The organism is Pseudoalteromonas sp. SWYJZ98 (assembly GCF_015864495.1).
GTDB lineage: Bacteria > Pseudomonadota > Gammaproteobacteria > Enterobacterales > Alteromonadaceae > Pseudoalteromonas > Pseudoalteromonas distincta.
Genome location: NZ_JADYXA010000059.1, coordinates 1 through 17752, shown reverse-complemented (window position 1 = coordinate 17752; position 17752 = coordinate 1). Strand labels below are relative to the sequence as shown.

Below are 17752 nucleotides of genomic sequence, written 5' to 3'. Positions count from 1 at the left end.
CGTATACTTTTGCAAGTACGTTAGTGATTGCTGCAGTTAGTGTAGTTTTACCGTGGTCAACGTGGCCGATTGTACCAACGTTTACGTGCGGTTTTACGCGTTCAAACTTTTCTTTTGCCATGACGGAACCTATCAGTTTTGTGTATCTAAATTACATATGAAAATAATCCACCAAAGGTAGATTAAGTTAATCTTTTTCAAATAGTATTTTCTGACAGATAAAGGAAGTAATCAAGGAGATTCTTAGGACTGGTGCTGATAGGCAGAGTCGAACTGCCGACCTCACCCTTACCAAGGGTGCGCTCTACCAACTGAGCTATATCAGCAACACAAGAACTGGAGCGGGCAGCGGGAATCGAACCCGCATCATCAGCTTGGAAGGCTGAGGTAATAGCCATTATACGATGCCCGCATAAAAATCTGTTCTTAAACTACCTCTAACCGTCAAGAATAAAGTGGTGGAGGGAGCTGGATTCGAACCAGCGAAGGCTGAGCCGTCAGATTTACAGTCTGATCCCTTTGGCCGCTCGGGAACCCCTCCACGATAATTCTCTACTAATTCACTTCCGGTAAAAGGAAAGTGGTGCCGACTAACCGAGTCGAACGGTTGACCTACTGATTACAAGTCAGTTGCTCTACCAGCTGAGCTAAGTCGGCACTGCTTTAGTACGGGGCGAGATATTAGAGTAAGGTTTATTGGGATGCAACTATAAAATTAAAAAAAGTGTAAATTTTTAGTTTAAATGCTCAATATTCACGCGAAAACACGTTTTTTGCACTTTTTTATGTTGTTTTGCTTAGCTGGTGCCAGTAATTTAACCCCTTCATTACGAGTAATGAATCAAAAATACTTCCCTCAAATTGCTGTTGTAAAAGCAAGCCATAGCCACCAGCAAAAATTAATTGTACTTTTTTCTCTGTTTTTTTATCCATTAAGTGCAACTTAGCTTGCTCAATTGCTCCAATGGTTGCCACTAAAGCACCATTTTTTAAACCATTAGGCGTATTTTTACCCAGTTCATTGGTAAATGGAGTTTTACCATCATCAAAAACACGTTGAGTATTTTGTGTAAGTGATGAGGTCATTAAATCAAGCCCAGGTAAAATCCAGCCACCTAAATGCAACCCTTCACTACTAAGCACATCAATTGTTGTCGCAGTACCCGCATCAACAACAATGCATGCTGTGTTTGGATATAACGTAAATCCAGCAATAAGCGCAAGCCACCTGTCTATGCCTAAGTTAGCTACATGCTCGTAAGCGCATACAAGATCTCCAAGCGTTTTGGTTACCTTGGCTTCAAAACAAATAATATTATTGCTAGCCGCTTGCGCGAGAATATTGTTTAGTAAATCACTGCGCCCTACACATGCATAAATCACTTCGGTTATTTGTAACCAAGGCAGGTTATTTATATCTGCCGGTTGTGCTTGCTCGTTATGCCACAATACAGCTTTTAATGATGTATTTCCTACGTCGATCAATAATCTCATAATTGCGCCTTTCTAAGGGAGACTTCCCCGCCGTAATAACTTTTTACTTCCCCGTCTTGGCGAATTCGTATTCCACCTTGTGCGTCAATACCTTCACATATTCCACGCCAACTTCGGTGTCCTGTATTTAGTTCAACATATTCACCAGCAAACGCATTGAGCGAATTCCATTGCTCATACATGGCTTGCAAACCCGTTTGACGATACTGCGCTAAACGCTGCTCTAAATGGTGAGTAAGAGAAGCCACAAGTTGGTTTTTATCGAGCTTTTGAGTATGTTGATTTAAGTCGGTCCACGCTTGGTCTATATGCTGACTAAAGCTCTCAGGCATTTGTAAATTAATACCGATACCAATCACTAACTGACAAGGTCCTTGCGGTTGTCCATCTAATTCAACCAATACACCTGCAAGTTTTTGCTTATTTATATAAATATCGTTAGGCCACTTAAGTTCTACGTCAACTTGGTATAACGCTTTAATAGCATCATAAACAGCAAGACCTACTGCAATTGATACGCCCATTGCAGCTTGTAAGCCGTCATCTAAACGCCAAAAATAACTGTAATACAGATTAGCGCCAAATGGGGACTGCCAAACACGGCCGCGTCTACCACGTCCTGCTTGCTGCATTTCAGCAACAATAACAGTGCCAGACTCAAGCGCTGTTTTGGCCTGTATACGGCGCATAAGCTCGCTGTTAGTCGAATCAATAATAGGGTGTACTTCTACATCGGCAGTATTTGCACCTAGCGCTTTGTAGTGCTGATCAATTTGCGTTTTATTTAAAAGGCCCACCTGACTATTCAAACAATAGCCTTTGCCAGTCACTTTAAAAATATCCAAGCCCATTTCTTGTAACGTTTTAATATGTTTACTAACCGCAGCTCGGCTAATTCCTAGCTTTTCACCCAAGGCTTGCCCAGATATAAAGCCTCCTTGGTTGAGTGCATTTAAAATAGCGAGTTTATTTCCATCAGGTGCTTTCATTGCTCAGGCTCCGCGTTAATATGGCATTCGCTGCACGAATCTATCAAACGTACTTCGTGCTCAAGCATAATGTTGTAGCGCATATAAACCACTTGCTGAATGTGTTTAATCATTTTTATTAGGTCACTACCTTCACTATTTCCGTGATTAACAAGCACTAGCGCTTGTTGTTCATGCACTTCTACACCGGCCTCGCGGTGCCCTTTTAAACCACTTTTATCGATTAGCCAACCTGCTGCGACCTTGTGATGGCTTTGCCCATATTCGTAATGAGGTAAATCTGCAAACTGCTTTAATAGCTCAGCTAACTGCTGGTTAGTAATTATTGGGTTTTTAAAAAAGCTACCCGCATTGGCAAGTGTATATGGGTTAGGTAATTTGCTATTGCGCGTTTTTATAACCTGATCGAATACTGCTTGCGGGGTAATGCTTGAGAGCTGCTGCAGGGGGCCATAACTTAATACTGGTTGCCACTTTTTTGGAAGCGCTAAATGCACTTGCGTGATCACCGCTTTATTTTTAAGGGCATGTTTAAATATTGAGTCTCTGTAAGCAAATTCACATTGCTCGTTATTTAGTGAGTGCATAGTTTTAGTGGTTATATCAAAGTACTCTACCGACTCTATAAATTTAGCTATCTCAACACCATAAGCACCAATATTTTGCACCGGCGATGCGCCAACAGTACCCGGTATAAGCGCTAGATTTTCAAGTCCGGGTATATTTTTATCAAGCAAGCAACTTACTAACTCGTGCCAGTTTTCTCCTGCAGCAACACTTACTAACACATCACTTTCACGTTCGGTAATTTGAATACCTTTGGTTGCCATTTTAATAACGCTACCAACGTAATCGTCTAAAAATATAGTATTACTGCCCTCACCTAATAAGCAAAATGGCGTGTTAAAGCTTTGCGTCTTAAGTTGCTCAAGCTGAGTAATTTCAACAAAATTTTGGCATTGGCTGTTTAATGCGAATGTATGTAAGGAGTGTAATGAATGCGCCACAAAGCTCTCTAAAAATACCGGTAACTAATCGCAATAGTTTACCTCATCGTCGCAAATGTGGCACTAGATTGTAAAAATCACTCAACCCACCGTCTCAATCGTGATATAAAACCAGCACTTTTTTATTTGTGTTCAGAGTAATGATGAAAATTAAACCTCTTTTTTTAAGCCTCGCTATGGCGGGTATGTGTTCGCAAGCAATGGCTAATGCGATTGACCAAAACTCGTATGCTAACCTTGATGATGTTGTTACTACTCACTTAAACCTTGATTTAGATGTCGACTTTGCCGACAAGCAGTTAGAAGGTTTTGTTGAGCATACTCTTCAGTGGAACAACAGCAAAAGTAGAACGCTTGTACTTGATACCCGCGACTTAGACATTGATAAAGTAATGTACAAAGATCAAAGCGGTAACTGGAAGAAAGCAACTTTTGATTTAGCTAAGCGTGATGACGTTAAAGGCTCAAAGCTTACTATTAAGTTTAAAAACCAAGCTGAAGTAGTGCGTATTTATTACAACAGTCGTCCAGAAGCATCAGGCCTGCAATGGTTAACACCAGAGCAAACGGCAAGTAAAACCCATCCATTTATGTACAGCCAATCGCAAGCAATTCATGCGCGTAGTTGGATCCCAGTGCAAGATACACCTGCAATGCGTGTAACTTACTCTGCGCGAATTCATACACCAAAAGATATACGTGCAGTAATGAGTGCCGATAACAAAGATGCGCTTTATAAAGATGGCGACTACATTTTTGACATGCCACAAGCAATCTCACCTTACCTAATTGCTATTGGCGCAGGTAATTTAGAATTTAAAGCAATGTCGCGTCAAACGGGTATATTTGCTGAGCCAACTATTTTAGATGCCTCGGTTGCTGAGTTTGATGACACTCAAGCCATGATCGACAAAACAAACGCTATGTATGGCGAATATGCATGGGGTCGTTACGATTTATTAATGCTACCGCCAAGCTTCCCGTTTGGTGGCATGGAAAACCCACGCTTATCATTTATAACTCCAACGGTTGTTGCTGGTGATAAAAGCTTAGTTAACCTTATTGCCCATGAGCTTGCTCATTCTTGGTCAGGTAACTTAGTAACTAACGCAACGTGGGAAGATTTATGGTTAAACGAAGGTTTTACCTCGTACGTTGAAAACCGCATTATGGAAGAAGTATTTGGTCGTGACCGTGCGGTTATGGAACAAGCACTTGATTCAGCGTCTTTACGCGCACAACTTAAAACAATTGATGCACCAGATACACGCCTTAATTTAAAACTTAACGGCCGCGACCCAGACGATGCATTCAGTTCAGTGCCTTACACTAAAGGTCAATTATTTTTAATTTACCTAGAAAACAAATATGGTCGCGATAAATTTGACCCGTTTGTAAAAGCGTACTTTAAAGAGTTTTCGTTTAAATCACTTACTACCGCGCAATTTGTTACTTACTTAAAAGCTAACTTAATTGAAAAGTATCCTGATGTTGTAAGCATGGATAAAGTAAACGAATGGATTTTTGAACCTGGATTACCAAGTGATGCGCCAAACCCTACTTCTGATGCATTTGATAAAGTAGATACTGCAACAGCAGCATGGCTAAAAGGCGACACAACTGCAGCTCAACTGCCAACAGCTGATTGGTCTGTGCATGAGTGGCTACACTTTTTAAATAACTTACCACGTGATTTAAGCCAGGAGCACATGGTAGAGCTTGACTCAGAATTTAACCTAACACAGTCAACTAATGCTGAACGTGCGTTTGCTTGGTTTATGCTAGCAGTAGGAAATGGTTATCAACCAATTTACCCTGCACTTGATAAGCACTTATCAGGCATTGGCCGTCGTAAGTTAATTGTACCGTTATATAAATCCCTTATCACTAACGGTAAAAAAGAGTGGGCACAAAGCGTGTACTTAAAAGCACGCCCGGGTTACCACCCACTTGCACAAGGCACTATTGACGCATTATTTGAATAAATAGCGTTAACTAGAAACTAAAAAGGGCCAAATTTGGCCCTTTTGTTTTGCTATTTTTCTACTTTGTCACTTTTTCTAAAAAAGCTTTACGCTCTGCAGTTGTGGCTTGTTGCCACCAAAAATCAAGCATTTGCGGCGCACTTGGCATGCCTTTACCTGTAATGGGTGCTATCGGCTTTATTGGCTGACTAGGACGAGAAGGTCCTGCAGGCATTGTATTTTGCATTACCGGTTTATTGCTTGCTAGCTGCGTGTTAGAAATAACACTTAAAGGCTTAGCAACAGCGCTACTTTTTGCTTTTAAACTAACTTGTGGTGCTTCTGCAAATACTTTTGCAGATACTGCATTTTCAGCACGATTAAACACTAAGGTATAATCTTTACCTGCTTCAACAGTTACACTTACCCAAAATGGTTCCGACTCCACAACTTCATGCGTGTCATAATCATCTTCATATAAATCGGTATATTTTAGCCTAAGCTGGTAAGTTCCTGGCGCAAGCTCTACATCATCAATACGGCTAAACAAAGAGCTTTCTAGCATTTTATCACCCACTTGTAGTGGTACAATTTCTTCTGGAAAGTGAATGTTTTCAGCATTAGCCGAAAAACTAAGTAGTAATGCAACTGCACTACTTATTAAAATTGGTTTAAGCATATTAACTCCTTTATTTGATTTCAGTTTGACACTGCTTTGAAAGTTTGTCATTAGTGAGCTTAAAATTCATAACACTTAATTAGGAACACACTATGAGCCAAGAGACTATTTTTACCAAAATAATTAATCGTGAAATTCCGGCCGACATTGTCTACGAAGATGAAGACACCCTCGCATTTAAAGATATAAACCCACAAGCGCCATTTCATGTGTTAATTATCCCCAAAAAAGCAATTGCTACTATAAATGATATAAATCCTGAAAACTCACATTTAGTAGGCAATTTATACGTTGTTGCGGCAAAATTAGCTAAGCAGCACAATTTTGCTGAGGACGGATACCGCGTGGTCATGAACTGTAATGAACATGGTGGACAAACCGTTTATCACATACATTTACATATGCTTGGCGGTAAAGAAATGGGATGGCCACCTTACCAAAATGTAAAAAAAGTAAATTAATTAAATATTTTTATCTAACTATTCTGCTCAACCAATTAGTTACAAACGTTATGATTTTTCATGGTTATAAAGAGTAAATGGTTACTTATTTGCAACATTTTATGTTTAAATAATCGTAAAATCGTATTTGTTATTGAGTGCTTCAGCGACTTTCTAATACAAAAGGTGCGGAAGTCGTGATAAACTTAAACAGTCAGCTTTATAAAAGAGTATAAAAACATGAGCAGTTCAGCCTTTTTGTTATTAGATCAAGAGCCAATTAACACTATTGGTATTAACGTTTTAGAACCTTTGTTAAAAACGCAAGGCCTTGACGTAACCACGGGTACTAATATTTTAGATATACCTGAAGGGACTCGACTTTTGTTTATCGAAACATCTAGCAAGGATGCATGGGGAAAACTAAAAGAACAACTAGTAAACCTACGTATTAAATGCGATATCATATTATTTAATCTAGACGAGAACCCTGAGCTTGCTAATCGTGCATTGTTGAGCGGTATTCGTGGCGTATTTTACACAACAGATAACGCCGATGTATTAATGAAAGGTATTCGTTTACTACTTGAAGATCAGCTTTGGTACCGTCGCGATATTATGTGTAATGCATTAAATCGTATGCTGCAATTTAATAAAGATGCGCTGCATAAACTAACCGAAGGGGATATTGAGCCTGTTAAACTTACTAAACGAGAAAAAGCAATAATCTCACTAATGAGTAAAGGTTCGAAGAATAAAGAAATCGCAGAAGATTTAAGTATCAGTCCACACACAGTTAAAACACATTTATATAGCGCATTTAGAAAAACTAAATGTCGTAACCGTATTGAGCTCCTATCTTGGGCACAACAAAATATCCCTGATGAAATTCGTTAATCATATATTTAGTTTAAAATTAAAAACAGACACTTAGGTGTCTGTTTTTGTATGTGTTACACACTTATTTAATACCAATTTGCTTGCCTAAGTGATCTGTTTTGATAATTGGTATAAGTGTATACTTTTAATAATCTTAGTTTAAAACTACTTTGCTGGAATATTAATGCTCGACTCTTTCACTCTTTATTTTGCCAGCATCGCCATCATGGTTGTAATGACCTTACTTAACTTTTTAACATGGCGAACGAACAAACAAATATCGGGCACGCTGCTATACATTTTCTATCCCATATTGCTTTTAGGCTCTGTTATTGGTTTTACTCTTGTTGGTGATACACATAATTTAGTAATTATTAGCGCTGCCAGTAGCATGATGTTTGCCGCATCAATAGTGCATTGTTTATCGCTCAGTCAGTTTTTAAATTATCACGGCATTGGTTTTAAATTACTTTGCTCAGTAACCGCTTTTTGCACTGTAATGCTTGGCTATTACACCTTTTTTGACCCATCTCTACACGAAAGAGTGATTGCATCCGATATACAACACATAGCAGAAGCCGGCTTTTTACTCTTTATATTTATTAAGTACGCGCGCAAACCCTACCCTAATGGCAGCATTGTATACATAACCATTTTAACGCTTGTTGCTTTGAGCTTTATCGGCCGCTCGTTATTTATGGATAACATTGAACAAAAAAATCTTTTAGTAAACGGCTGGTTTAGCTCTTTATTATTTTTAAATGGGGTAATTGCGCCCATGTTTTATGCTGCAGGTATGGCGTTATTATGTAATGAGCGCAGAGAACAGCACCTCAATAAACTCGCCGATAAAGCACAAAAAGATTTAGAAATTCGCGGGCTCTTTTTATCAACAATAAGCCACGAAATTCGCACCCCACTAAACGGTATTTTAGGCAGCGCCCAACTTGTTATGAACCAAACAAGTGATACCCGCAATAAAGCCTATTGCGAGGCAATTATAAATTCTGCCGAATCACTTAACTTGTTGGTAGATAAGGTCCTTGATTACGCGAGCCTAGATCAAAGTGACGAAGCGCTTTACGAAGAAGATGTAGAATTTAAAACATGGCTTAATAATTTATGTTTATTACTAAGCCCAATGGCCGAGCAAAAGCAGCTAAAATTTGAGCTTATCTATAATATTCCTGAGCAAGCCTGTTATTACTGCGACCAACAAAAACTTAGACAAATAATTATTAATTTAGTCGGTAACGCTATTAAATTTACAGATCACGGAACCGTTAAAATTCAGGTTGATTTAGTATTAGAAAAACAACTTGAGCACACTATAAAAATTAGTGTCAAAGATTCAGGACCAGGTATAGAAAATGACGAGATAGCCTACTTAACAGAACCTTATGTACAAAGTAGCGCAGGAAAAGAAAAAGGCGGAACCGGCCTTGGTTTAGCTATTACTAGCCGCCTGCTTGAAAAGCTCAGTAGCCGACTCGAAATAGCCAGCCAGCTTGGTACTGGTAGTGTATTTAGCTTTACCGTTACTTTTACTTTAGGTGAATTAAGCCTTGTAGAGCAGCGCCATCAAACTAAAGATTACTTAACAGGTCTTGATGTATTACTGGTTGAAGATTTAGATTTAAATCAAAAAATTGCTATAGAATTCATGGCCGACGATGAACACAAAATTAAGCTCGCAAAAGATGGGAAAAGTGCCATAGAGCTCATGCAAGCTCACCACTTCGATGTTGTTTTGCTTGATATGAACCTACCTGATTTAACAGGCCAAGAAGTACTTAAACGTCTAAAACGCATTGATCATAAAAATCAACGAACGCCTGTACTCGCATTTACTGCAAGCCTTAGCCCTGACGAAGTAAAAGAGTATTTAGAATTAGGAATAAAAGACATTGTAGGCAAGCCTATTAAGCATGAAAAGCTTCGCCAAGCACTTAGTGACTCTCAATCTAATCAAACTGCGAGCATTGCAGTAGAGCTTATTGATACCTTGTATGACAAAACAGCGGCCGAAACACTCACCAGCTCATTTAGTGAAGATGAAGTGTCTTCAATTTATAATGAATTTGTGCTTTCAGCCCGCAACAAGCTAATTCGCTGTCAAAAGCTTATTGACCAACAACCAGAGCAATGCATTAAGCTTTTACATCGCCAAGCAAGTACCGCTCTGCAACTTGGTTTTAATCGCTATGGTATTGAGCTTAAAAAAATAGAGCGCCGTTTACTCGATAAAAAGCCACATAACGATATGCTTGATGAAGCGCTAGATCTGTGGCAACGCAGCTTAGAGCAATATTTAAAGTTTGTGCGTGGGCAGTTAGAGTAATAGTGAATTAGCTTTAAAAAAAGCTAATGATTAGCCTCTTCCATATTTATCATCAAATCGCTCTATATCGCTTTCATCAAGTACAGCACCGGTTTGCACTTCAATAACTATTAACGGCTCTTTTTGATTATTAGCCAAACTATGAATTTGCTTTGCGGCGATATAACACGATTGGTCGTGCGTTAGCGTATACGCTTGCTCATTAATACACACATCTGCAATACCCGAAACCACCACCCAATGCTCAGCGCGATGCTGATGGCGCTGCGTCGAAAGCTTAGCACCGCTGGTTACAGTAATTTTTTTAACTTTAAAGCCAGTGCCTTCAACCAAAGTACGGTAATTCCCCCACGGGCGAAAAACCACTTGATGATGATTAAGTTTATCAGCCTGTGTTATAGCAATTTTCTTAAGCAACAAAGGCAGAGAATCTAGCTCATTTTGGTTTGCAATTAACGTGGCATCATGAGTATGAATAATTGCTAAATTGCTAACTCCAAGCGTGGCAATAGTGTGTTCAGCCTCGTTAATAACTAAGTTATTAGTGCTTTTTTGAGCCATATAATTAGCATTTAAGCTATTACCGTTTTCATCTTTTTTTGTAAGCGCATCAAGGGATGAAAAACTACCTACATCACTCCATTTTAAATCAACAGGCATAACAACTACGTTATTACTGCGCTCTAAAATGGCGTAATCAATTGAATCGCTTGGGCAGTGTTCAAGCGCACTGTTGCTTGGGCGGGTAAACCCTAAATCTTTGGTAAATTGCGCCGCTGCAGCGACACTCGTTGCTATTTTTGGCGCAAACCGCTCGAGCTCTTTTAAGTAGGCTGTGGGGGTAAATAAAAACATGCCGCTATTCCAGCTATAACCACCTTGAGCTAAATAACGGTTCGCTGTATCTAAGTCAGGCTTTTCTTTAAATTGTGCAACATCGTAACAACCCGTTCCAGCAATAGCCGCGCCTTGTTTTATATAACCATAGCCAGTATGCGCCTCTGTAGGAGTAATCGAAAACGTCACTAGCTTTCCTTGCTCAGCAAGTTTTACAACTTCAGGGAGCTTAGCCGTTAATACATCAAAGTTTTTAATATGATGATCGGCAGGCATCACTAATAGCGGACCAGTAATCCCATTTTGTAGTGCATAGTGGGCGGCTAATGCGATGGCAGGCGCGGTATTTTTACCTTTAGGTTCGAGTAATAACGCAGTAGGAATTGAGCTTTCAGCCTGCTCGGCGGCAATAAATCGGTGCTGCTCGTTACACACTAAAATAGCATTATCAAACAACTCATCAGAAACACGCGCCAACGTACTTTGTAGCAATGACGTGTTTTCATTTAGTAGTGGTAAAAATTGTTTAGGCATTGCTTGGCGAGAAAGCGGCCACAAGCGAGAGCCTATGCCACCTGCTAAAATTACAGGAGTGATTAAAGTGTTCATAATGTACATTAGCCGCCAACAAAAATATCAGCGATTATTTTAACACTTTATTGGCTCTGCGCTAAATTAACGTGTTTATATTAATGTAAAAGAGTCTGCATCTAAATAGGCAGGAAACGCTGCTTTAAACTCATCCAGTGGCGCTTTTTCAAGTGTTATAGTAACTAGTTGCTCTGCGTCATCTTGCGCTTTAGTTAATGCATCGCCTTTGAAGTCGTATACCGCTGTACCGCCATTGTGCGCCACACCATTACCGTCTTCCCCCACGCGATTAACACCTACTACGTAACATAGGTTTTCCATTGCACGCGCCATAAGTAACGTATCCCAAATATGGCGGCGTACAGCAGGCCAATTTGCTACGTTTATCATTACATCGTAGTCGTTATTATTACGTTGAAATACCGGAAAGCGCAGGTCATAGCATACTTGCGGTAATAGTTTAAAACCATTGATTTCAAAAACTTTGCGCGCTTGCCCTGCTACAACGTAATCGCCCTCGCTGCCTAAGCGAAATAAATGGCGCTTATCGTAATAACTCACCTCACCATCGGGTTTTACCCAATAAAACCGATTCGCTTTTTTATCGCCTTGTGCAACAAGTACCGAACCCGCAATAACCGCATTATGTTTATGAGCCTGCGCCTTTAACCACGTCAGTACTTTACCGTTTTCAGGCTCTGCACAATCTAAATTGATAGCAAAGCCAGTCGAGAATGTTTCGGGCAGTAAAATAAGATCGGGCTGATGCGTAATTGCTTCAAGCTGCTTATTAAACATGGCTAAATTAGCATCTTTATCAAGCCAATAAAGCGAGCTTTGCAATGCTGTAATGGTTAAAGTTGACATAATATTTGCGCAGCCTCTATGAGAGTGTTGTCGTTTTTAGCAAAGCATAAACGAATTACTTTGTCGGTTGGTGGATTTTGATAAAAAACACTTAACGGAATAGCCGCAACACCGGCTTGCTCAACTAACCAATGGCAAAATTCAACATCGTTTAAATCCGATACATCGCTGTAATCTAACAATAAAAAGTAAGTGCCTTGGCTAGGTAAAATTTTAAAACGGCTGTTACTTAAATGACTCGCTAATAAGTCGCGTTTTTGCTGATAAAACCCGCTTAGCTCATCTATATGCTCACCTTGCTGCTCGAGCATATCGGCAAGCGCATGCTGTGCGGGGGTAAAACTTGAAAACGTAACGTACTGATGAATTTTTCTAAATTCGACAGCTAAATCGGCAGGTGCAATACAGTAACCCATTTTCCAGCCCGTGCTGTGAAACGTTTTACCAAAACTCGATACAACAAAGCTTTTGGCAAATAATTCATCATCGCGTAATACGCTTAAATGCGGTTGTTCATCAAACGTAATGTGCTCATATACCTCATCGCTTATTACATACAAATTGTGAGTACCAACTAACTCTTTAAGCGCTTTTATATCTTGTGGCTGTAATATTTTACCGCTTGGGTTATGAGGCGTATTAATAATAATTGCACGGGTATTTTTAGTAATAGCTTGGCTTACTACTTGCCAATCAATAGTGTAATTTGGCGCACTTAAAGCAATGTGTACCGACTTTCCACCAGCGAGTTCAATTGCCGGTTGGTAAGAGTCATATGCAGGGTCAAATACAATCACTTCATCACTTGGGCGCACAATTGTTTGAATAGCCACAAACAATGCCTCTGTTGCACCTGAGGTAACAGTAACTTGATCAGCTGCGTTTATATCAGCTGCATATTTGCGCTTTGCTAAATCAGCAATTTGTTGCTGTAATCGTGGTACACCACTTGAAGGTGAATATTGATTAACGCCCTGCTGCACATAATAATTTAACTGCGTTTTTAAAAGATCAGGAGCATCAAACTCAGGAAAGCCTTGAGAGAGATTAATTGCCGAAAACTCATTAGCCAACCCGCTCATTTGGCTAAATATACTAACGCCTAAATTTGGTAATTTACTTTCAAACACGTGATGCCCTTAATGATGGTTTTGCGCTTAAAGCGATGCTATCATTGCTTAAAACAGAAGTATAGCCGTCTAAAAACAATTAACTTTACGCTCATTAGTGAGGAATGTATGCAAAACAATACCGCTATTTCACAACTTATTGAAGCCGGAAAATGGGTTAGCCAAAAAGGCTGGGTACCCGCAACAGGCGGAAACTTTTCAGCTCGTACTAGCACTGGCTTTGTTGTTACAGCAAGTGGGCACGATAAAGGCTCACTGACGCAAGAGCATTTTTTGCAATTAGATCACCAAGGCGAGCGCCTAGCAGGAGCTGCAAAACCATCGGCAGAAACACAATTACACCTAAGTTTGTATCAGCTTATACCTGATGCGCAGTGTGTTTTGCATACTCACTCTGTAGCCGCTACCGTACTGTCGCAAATTACCCAAGGGCATCAGCTTGATTTAACAGGCTATGAAATGCAAAAAGCACTGAGCGGCTTTACTTCGCATTTAGAAACGCTGAGCATTCCTATTTTCGATAACGATCAAGATATTGACCGATTAAGCCTGCTGGTTAGTGACCATCATTTACATACACCTATAGAGCACGGCGTACTGATACGTGGCCATGGCTTATATGCAGTAGGGCGTAATATTGATGAAGTTCGTCGCCACCTAGAAGCCTTAGAGTTTTTATTTAGTTGCGAACTAGAGCGCTTAAAAATAATAGGTATTCAAGCGGGAGTAACTAAATGATTAAAGCCATTTTAACCGACATCGAAGGCACAATAACCCGTATCTCGTTTGTTAAAGAGGTGTTGTTTCCTTACGCAGCAAAACAATTACCTACCTTTGTACGTGCCAATGCTAATAAGCCAGATGTAGCTGAGCAAATTAGTGCCATAAAAGCTCTTATCGAAAAGCCAAACGCCGATATTGAAGAAGTCATTAGCACTTTACTTACCTGGATTGATGAAGATAAAAAAATCACTCCACTTAAGCAATTACAAGGCTTAATTTGGCAAACAGGGTATGAACACGGTGATTTTAAAGGGCATTTATACCCAGATGCATTTGATTTTTTACAAGCTCAGTACAACAGCGATATAGCTTTATATGTGTACTCGTCAGGGTCAGTAAAAGCGCAGCAGCTACTTTTTAAATACAGTGATTATGGTGACATTCGCAGCTTGTTTACTGACTTTTTTGACACCAAAGTTGGCGCAAAACAAGAGCAAATGGCCTATAACACCATTGTTGAGCTGTTACCGTTTAAAGCAGCAGAAATACTCTTTTTAAGTGATGTAGCCGGCGAGCTTGATGCCGCGCAAGCTGCCGGCTTAAAAACAATACATTTAATTCGTGATGGGCAAGCAAGCACTAAAGCACACCCTTATATTAATGACTTTAGCCAATTTAAATTGGAGCAATTAGTATGAGTCAATTAACAATATATGCTGACAACGATGCAAGCAAAGCACTTGTAAGCACATCAAATGCTGATGATATTGCAAAGCAACTAGCTAAAGTAAACGTACGTTTTGAACAGTGGCAAGCAAATGCAGATATTAATCAGCACACCACCCATGAGCAAATTATTAGTGCGTACAAAAGCGATATAGATCGGTTAAAAGCCGAAAATGGCTATCAAACAGTAGACGTTATATCTCTAGCTAAAGGTAATCTTGGCGCATCAGAGCTACGCAAAAAGTTTTTATTTGAACATACCCATAGTGAAGACGAAGTGCGTTTTTTTGTAAAAGGCCAAGGGCTATTTTGCCTACATTTAGGCAATAAGGTTTATCAGGTACTTTGCCAACAAGGCGATTTAATTTCAGTGCCTGAACTTACCCCGCATTGGTTTGATATGGGCAGCGACCCTGAGTTTACTGCCATTCGCTTATTTAACAATACAGAGGGCTGGGTAGCAAAAAGCACTGACTCGTCTATTGCAAAGCAATTTCCGTTATTATCATAAGTTAGTCATTCAAAACCTTGGTCCACACGAATACACATAACGTGGACCAAAATATCGCGAAGCTACTTAAGCTTTATGAGATCGCCATTTTCAACCTGACTTTGGTTGTACACACCTGTATCTAACACCCACCCTGTAACCAGTTTTGCCGGAGTTATATCAAATGCAGGGTTATATACATTAGCATTGGTGGGTGCCCATAAAGCCTCACCAAAGCTACCGCTAACTCCGCGCACTTCTTGAGGATTACGCTGCTCTATTTCTATATCATCACCACACGCGGTGTTGGTATCAAGCGTGGTAATAGGCGCAACTACATAAAATGGAATGTTATGAAAATACGCAAGTACGGCTAAATTATAGGTGCCCACTTTATTAGCAAAATCACCATTGGCAGCAATACGATCAGCCCCTACTACTATTTTATCCACCTTACCTGCAGCCATTAAACTTGCCGCCATATTATCGCAAATTAATGTGTACGGTATTTCCCAGCGCTCAAGCTCAAAGGCCGTTAAGCGGCCGCCTTGTAATAATGGTCGTGTTTCATCAACCCACACATGTACGTTGCCATGTTTTTGCTGCGCTTTGTAAATAACACCCAGTGCAGTACCAATACCAGCGGTTGCAAGCGCCCCTGTATTACAATGAGTTAATATGTTGTCGCCACTATTTATAAGCTCGGCACCACGATTTGCCATTCGTTCACACAGCTCAATATCTTCAATAAACAACCGCTCAGCAGTACTAACAATACCGGCAACATAATCGCTTTGCGTTAAAGCTTTTCGCAATGCCGCCATACAATGCATTAAATTAACCGCCGTTGGACGAGTGGCTTCTAGTTCATTGATTGCTTTTTCAAGCTCACTTTTCACTACCCCTTGCTCAGCTAAATACGCCACTAACAAGCTCGCGCCTAAACCAATAAGTGGGGCTCCACGCACTTTTAAGTTAATGATCAGCTCTTTCATGGTTTCTACATCATGGCACTGATGCCATACCTGCTGGTGAGGTAGTAAATATTGGTCGAGCACACTAAGCGACCCGTTTTCATATTTTAAACTGCTTGCGATTAAGTTTTGCATAATGCTTAAGGTATTAAAAATGCGTAACGTTATTTTACACCACTTTGAATAACTCTCAAGCTAGACTTGTAGACATCTAAACATTTAAAAGTATAGAATGCTTAAAAGCTGATTTTTGAGATTTAAACCATGACTAACTATGTTGCTTTTAATGCACAGCGCGCTATCGATTACGTATCGACATTAATTGAATCTAAACAATGTAATTTTTTTGATTCCGGACAAACCTTATCGGCATATGAGTTTGGTGATGGCAATCTTAATTTAGTATTTAGAATTACTGATGAGCAAAACAATAGTGTTATTTTAAAGCAAGCTCTGCCTTACGCGCGTTGCGTGGGTGAGTCGTGGCCATTAACACTTGATAGAGCCCGTATAGAAGCACAAGTTTTACTTAACCATGGTGCTATTTGCCCAGCTTATACTGCTAATGTTTTACATTATAGTGAAATACAAGCCCTGACTATTTTAGAAGATTTAGGTAATTTACAAATATTGCGTACTGCACAAAATAATGCAGAGCAATTCCCTAAATTGGCACAGCATGTAGCGACCTACTTAAGCCACACCGGCTTTTATAATTCAGATTTTTACTTAACCGCGCAAACTAAAAAAGCACTCGTTAGCCAATTTACTAATCCTGAGCTTTGCCAAATCACGGAAGACTTATTTTTTAGCGATCCGTACATTGAGCACGAACGCAATAACTACCCAAAACAACTACAAAACGAAGTTGACGCAATACAAAAAAACAACGCATTAAAGTTAGAAATAGCAAAACTAAAAGCTAATTTTTTATCTAAGCCGCAAACATTACTTCATGGTGATATGCACAGCGGTAGCATTTTTGTTGATTATAATAATACAAAGATGATTGACCCAGAATTTGGTTTTTTTGGACCTATTGGGTTCGATATTGGCTCTTTTATTGGTAATTTACTATTGAATTACTGCGCACAAGCAGGGCATATTGATGACTTTGTAGCACGTCGCAATTACCAAACACATTTACTTAGCTGTATCGTAGACACCTATAGTTTATTTGAGCAGCAATGGCTTGAATTAATACGCACTAAAACATTAGATGAATCATTAGCGCCAGTAGGCTATGCGCAATACTTTATGAAAAACGTATTGCAAGATGCTGTTGGTTACTGTGGTGCTGAGTTAATTAGGCGTACTATTGGGCTTGCGCACGTAAGCGATATAGATAGAATTAGTGATGACAATGCGCGCCTTACAGTGCAAAAACAAACATTAGCACTAGGCGAGCAACTTATTTTAAATGCACAAACATGCAACAACAAAGAAGCATTCTTTAGTTTATTAATAAGCCAATTAAACTAACAAGCATTAAAAAAGGCGCTATAAGCTGTCTCTTATACACAAATCCCTGCTAAGAAATTAGCGGGGATTTTTTTGAACTAAATCTCAATGTCATGATCAGATCTTCAAATCTTGTTTGAGGGCACATTATGATTAACGA

General features: G+C 39.6%; 17 protein-coding genes and 4 tRNA genes. 8 read left to right on the top strand and 13 right to left on the bottom strand.

Annotated features, from left to right (window positions below):
- From I6F10_RS18960 to murB, 8 genes are all read right to left on the bottom strand, one after another.
- Nucleotides 1-121, bottom strand: a 121-nt coding sequence (locus I6F10_RS18960) for a GTP-binding protein (RefSeq protein ID WP_021031985.1), incomplete at its 3' end; no start/stop codon positions are given.
- A 129-nt stretch (nt 122-250) separates the two neighbouring features.
- Nucleotides 251-326, bottom strand: a tRNA-Thr gene (locus I6F10_RS18955).
- A gap of 11 nt (nt 327-337) precedes the next feature.
- Nucleotides 338-412, bottom strand: a tRNA-Gly gene (locus I6F10_RS18950).
- Between the two features lie 44 nt (nt 413-456).
- Nucleotides 457-541: transfer RNA gene (locus I6F10_RS18945), tRNA-Tyr, on the bottom strand.
- A gap of 40 nt (nt 542-581) precedes the next feature.
- A tRNA-Thr gene (locus tag I6F10_RS18940) sits at nt 582-657 on the bottom strand.
- 126 nt (nt 658-783) lie between these two features.
- The gene (locus I6F10_RS18935) at nt 784-1494 is read right to left on the bottom strand and encodes a type III pantothenate kinase (RefSeq protein ID WP_197099251.1); all 711 of its coding nucleotides are present in this window, start codon (nt 1492-1494) and stop codon (nt 784-786) included.
- Nucleotides 1491-2483: a bifunctional biotin--[acetyl-CoA-carboxylase] ligase/biotin operon repressor BirA gene (birA, locus tag I6F10_RS18930; protein WP_197099250.1), complete on the bottom strand. Its 993-nt coding sequence runs from the start codon at nt 2481-2483 to the stop codon at nt 1491-1493. The genes I6F10_RS18935 and birA overlap by 4 nt, the downstream gene beginning before the upstream one ends.
- Nucleotides 2480-3490 carry a UDP-N-acetylmuramate dehydrogenase gene (gene murB, locus I6F10_RS18925; RefSeq protein ID WP_197099249.1) on the bottom strand — a complete coding sequence of 337 codons (1011 nt, stop codon included), beginning with the start codon at nt 3488-3490 and terminating at the stop codon, nt 2480-2482. Before murB ends, birA begins: the two co-directional genes overlap by 4 nt.
- Nucleotides 3491-3633: 143 nt before the next feature.
- Between murB and I6F10_RS18920 the strand changes: the two genes are divergently transcribed.
- Nucleotides 3634-5475, top strand: coding sequence for a M1 family metallopeptidase (locus I6F10_RS18920; RefSeq protein ID WP_197099252.1), 1842 nt, complete (start codon nt 3634-3636; stop codon nt 5473-5475).
- A 58-nt stretch (nt 5476-5533) separates the two neighbouring features.
- On the opposite strand, the gene I6F10_RS18915 is transcribed toward I6F10_RS18920, so the two are convergent.
- Nucleotides 5534-6133, bottom strand: coding sequence for a DUF2057 domain-containing protein (locus I6F10_RS18915; RefSeq protein WP_004334921.1), 600 nt, complete (start codon nt 6131-6133; stop codon nt 5534-5536).
- 92 nt (nt 6134-6225) lie between these two features.
- Between I6F10_RS18915 and I6F10_RS18910 the strand changes: the two genes are divergently transcribed.
- From I6F10_RS18910 to I6F10_RS18900, 3 genes are all read left to right on the top strand, one after another.
- Nucleotides 6226-6594: a histidine triad nucleotide-binding protein gene (locus I6F10_RS18910; protein ID WP_004334923.1), complete on the top strand. Its 369-nt coding sequence runs from the start codon at nt 6226-6228 to the stop codon at nt 6592-6594.
- A 219-nt stretch (nt 6595-6813) separates the two neighbouring features.
- Nucleotides 6814-7470 carry a helix-turn-helix transcriptional regulator gene (locus I6F10_RS18905; protein ID WP_004334929.1) on the top strand — a complete coding sequence of 219 codons (657 nt, stop codon included), beginning with the start codon at nt 6814-6816 and terminating at the stop codon, nt 7468-7470.
- 166 nt (nt 7471-7636) lie between these two features.
- Nucleotides 7637-9793 (top strand): response regulator, encoded by a 2157-nt coding sequence (locus I6F10_RS18900; RefSeq protein ID WP_024606307.1) that lies wholly within the window; start codon nt 7637-7639, stop codon nt 9791-9793.
- Between the two features lie 30 nt (nt 9794-9823).
- On the opposite strand, the gene I6F10_RS18895 is transcribed toward I6F10_RS18900, so the two are convergent.
- The 3 genes from I6F10_RS18895 to I6F10_RS18885 form a co-directional block, all read right to left on the bottom strand.
- The gene (locus I6F10_RS18895) at nt 9824-11239 is read right to left on the bottom strand and encodes a mannose-1-phosphate guanylyltransferase/mannose-6-phosphate isomerase (RefSeq protein WP_165744889.1); all 1416 of its coding nucleotides are present in this window, start codon (nt 11237-11239) and stop codon (nt 9824-9826) included.
- A 75-nt stretch (nt 11240-11314) separates the two neighbouring features.
- Nucleotides 11315-12088, bottom strand: coding sequence for an amidohydrolase (locus I6F10_RS18890; protein ID WP_024606305.1), 774 nt, complete (start codon nt 12086-12088; stop codon nt 11315-11317).
- On the bottom strand, nt 12076-13218 hold the full coding sequence (locus tag I6F10_RS18885; protein WP_165744890.1) for a methionine aminotransferase: 1143 nt from the start codon (nt 13216-13218) through the stop codon (nt 12076-12078). The genes I6F10_RS18890 and I6F10_RS18885 overlap by 13 nt, the downstream gene beginning before the upstream one ends.
- Nucleotides 13219-13326: 108 nt before the next feature.
- On the opposite strand from I6F10_RS18885, the gene I6F10_RS18880 reads away from it, so the two are divergent.
- Genes I6F10_RS18880 through I6F10_RS18870 form a run of 3 tightly spaced genes read left to right on the top strand, consistent with a single transcriptional unit; the run spans nt 13327 to nt 15178 of the window.
- Nucleotides 13327-13956 carry a methylthioribulose 1-phosphate dehydratase gene (locus tag I6F10_RS18880; RefSeq protein ID WP_149601943.1) on the top strand — a complete coding sequence of 210 codons (630 nt, stop codon included), beginning with the start codon at nt 13327-13329 and terminating at the stop codon, nt 13954-13956.
- Nucleotides 13953-14639, top strand: a complete 687-nt coding sequence (gene mtnC, locus I6F10_RS18875) for an acireductone synthase (RefSeq protein WP_165744892.1) — start codon at nt 13953-13955, stop codon at nt 14637-14639. The genes I6F10_RS18880 and mtnC overlap by 4 nt, the downstream gene beginning before the upstream one ends.
- Nucleotides 14636-15178, top strand: coding sequence for a 1,2-dihydroxy-3-keto-5-methylthiopentene dioxygenase (locus I6F10_RS18870; RefSeq protein ID WP_165744893.1), 543 nt, complete (start codon nt 14636-14638; stop codon nt 15176-15178). Before mtnC ends, I6F10_RS18870 begins: the two co-directional genes overlap by 4 nt.
- Nucleotides 15179-15240: 62 nt before the next feature.
- On the opposite strand, the gene mtnA is transcribed toward I6F10_RS18870, so the two are convergent.
- The gene (mtnA, locus tag I6F10_RS18865; RefSeq protein ID WP_165744894.1) at nt 15241-16266 is read right to left on the bottom strand and encodes an S-methyl-5-thioribose-1-phosphate isomerase; all 1026 of its coding nucleotides are present in this window, start codon (nt 16264-16266) and stop codon (nt 15241-15243) included.
- Between the two features lie 129 nt (nt 16267-16395).
- Here mtnA and mtnK point away from each other — a divergent pair, with 129 nt between their 5' ends.
- A complete protein-coding gene (gene mtnK, locus I6F10_RS18860) occupies nt 16396-17613 on the top strand; it encodes an S-methyl-5-thioribose kinase (RefSeq protein ID WP_165744895.1) in 1218 nt (405 codons plus the stop codon).
- Nucleotides 17614-17752 lie beyond the last annotated feature (139 nt).

Excerpts from the sequence above, each read along its gene's own strand:
- I6F10_RS18935 (WP_197099251.1), bottom strand. The coding sequence starts at position 1,494 with ATGAGATTATTGATCGACGTAGGAAATACATCATTAAAAGCTGTATTG.
- birA (WP_197099250.1), bottom strand. The coding sequence starts at position 2,483 with ATGAAAGCACCTGATGGAAATAAACTCGCTATTTTAAATGCACTCAAC.
- I6F10_RS18920 (WP_197099252.1), top strand. The coding sequence starts at position 3,634 with ATGAAAATTAAACCTCTTTTTTTAAGCCTCGCTATGGCGGGTATGTGT.
- I6F10_RS18915 (WP_004334921.1), bottom strand. The coding sequence starts at position 6,133 with ATGCTTAAACCAATTTTAATAAGTAGTGCAGTTGCATTACTACTTAGT.
- I6F10_RS18910 (WP_004334923.1), top strand. The coding sequence starts at position 6,226 with ATGAGCCAAGAGACTATTTTTACCAAAATAATTAATCGTGAAATTCCG.
- I6F10_RS18905 (WP_004334929.1), top strand. The coding sequence starts at position 6,814 with ATGAGCAGTTCAGCCTTTTTGTTATTAGATCAAGAGCCAATTAACACT.
- I6F10_RS18900 (WP_024606307.1), top strand. The coding sequence starts at position 7,637 with ATGCTCGACTCTTTCACTCTTTATTTTGCCAGCATCGCCATCATGGTT.
- I6F10_RS18895 (WP_165744889.1), bottom strand. The coding sequence starts at position 11,239 with ATGAACACTTTAATCACTCCTGTAATTTTAGCAGGTGGCATAGGCTCT.
- I6F10_RS18890 (WP_024606305.1), bottom strand. The coding sequence starts at position 12,088 with ATGTCAACTTTAACCATTACAGCATTGCAAAGCTCGCTTTATTGGCTT.
- I6F10_RS18880 (WP_149601943.1), top strand. The coding sequence starts at position 13,327 with ATGCAAAACAATACCGCTATTTCACAACTTATTGAAGCCGGAAAATGG.
- mtnC (WP_165744892.1), top strand. The coding sequence starts at position 13,953 with ATGATTAAAGCCATTTTAACCGACATCGAAGGCACAATAACCCGTATC.
- I6F10_RS18870 (WP_165744893.1), top strand. The coding sequence starts at position 14,636 with ATGAGTCAATTAACAATATATGCTGACAACGATGCAAGCAAAGCACTT.
- mtnA (WP_165744894.1), bottom strand. The coding sequence starts at position 16,266 with ATGCAAAACTTAATCGCAAGCAGTTTAAAATATGAAAACGGGTCGCTT.
- mtnK (WP_165744895.1), top strand. The coding sequence starts at position 16,396 with ATGACTAACTATGTTGCTTTTAATGCACAGCGCGCTATCGATTACGTA.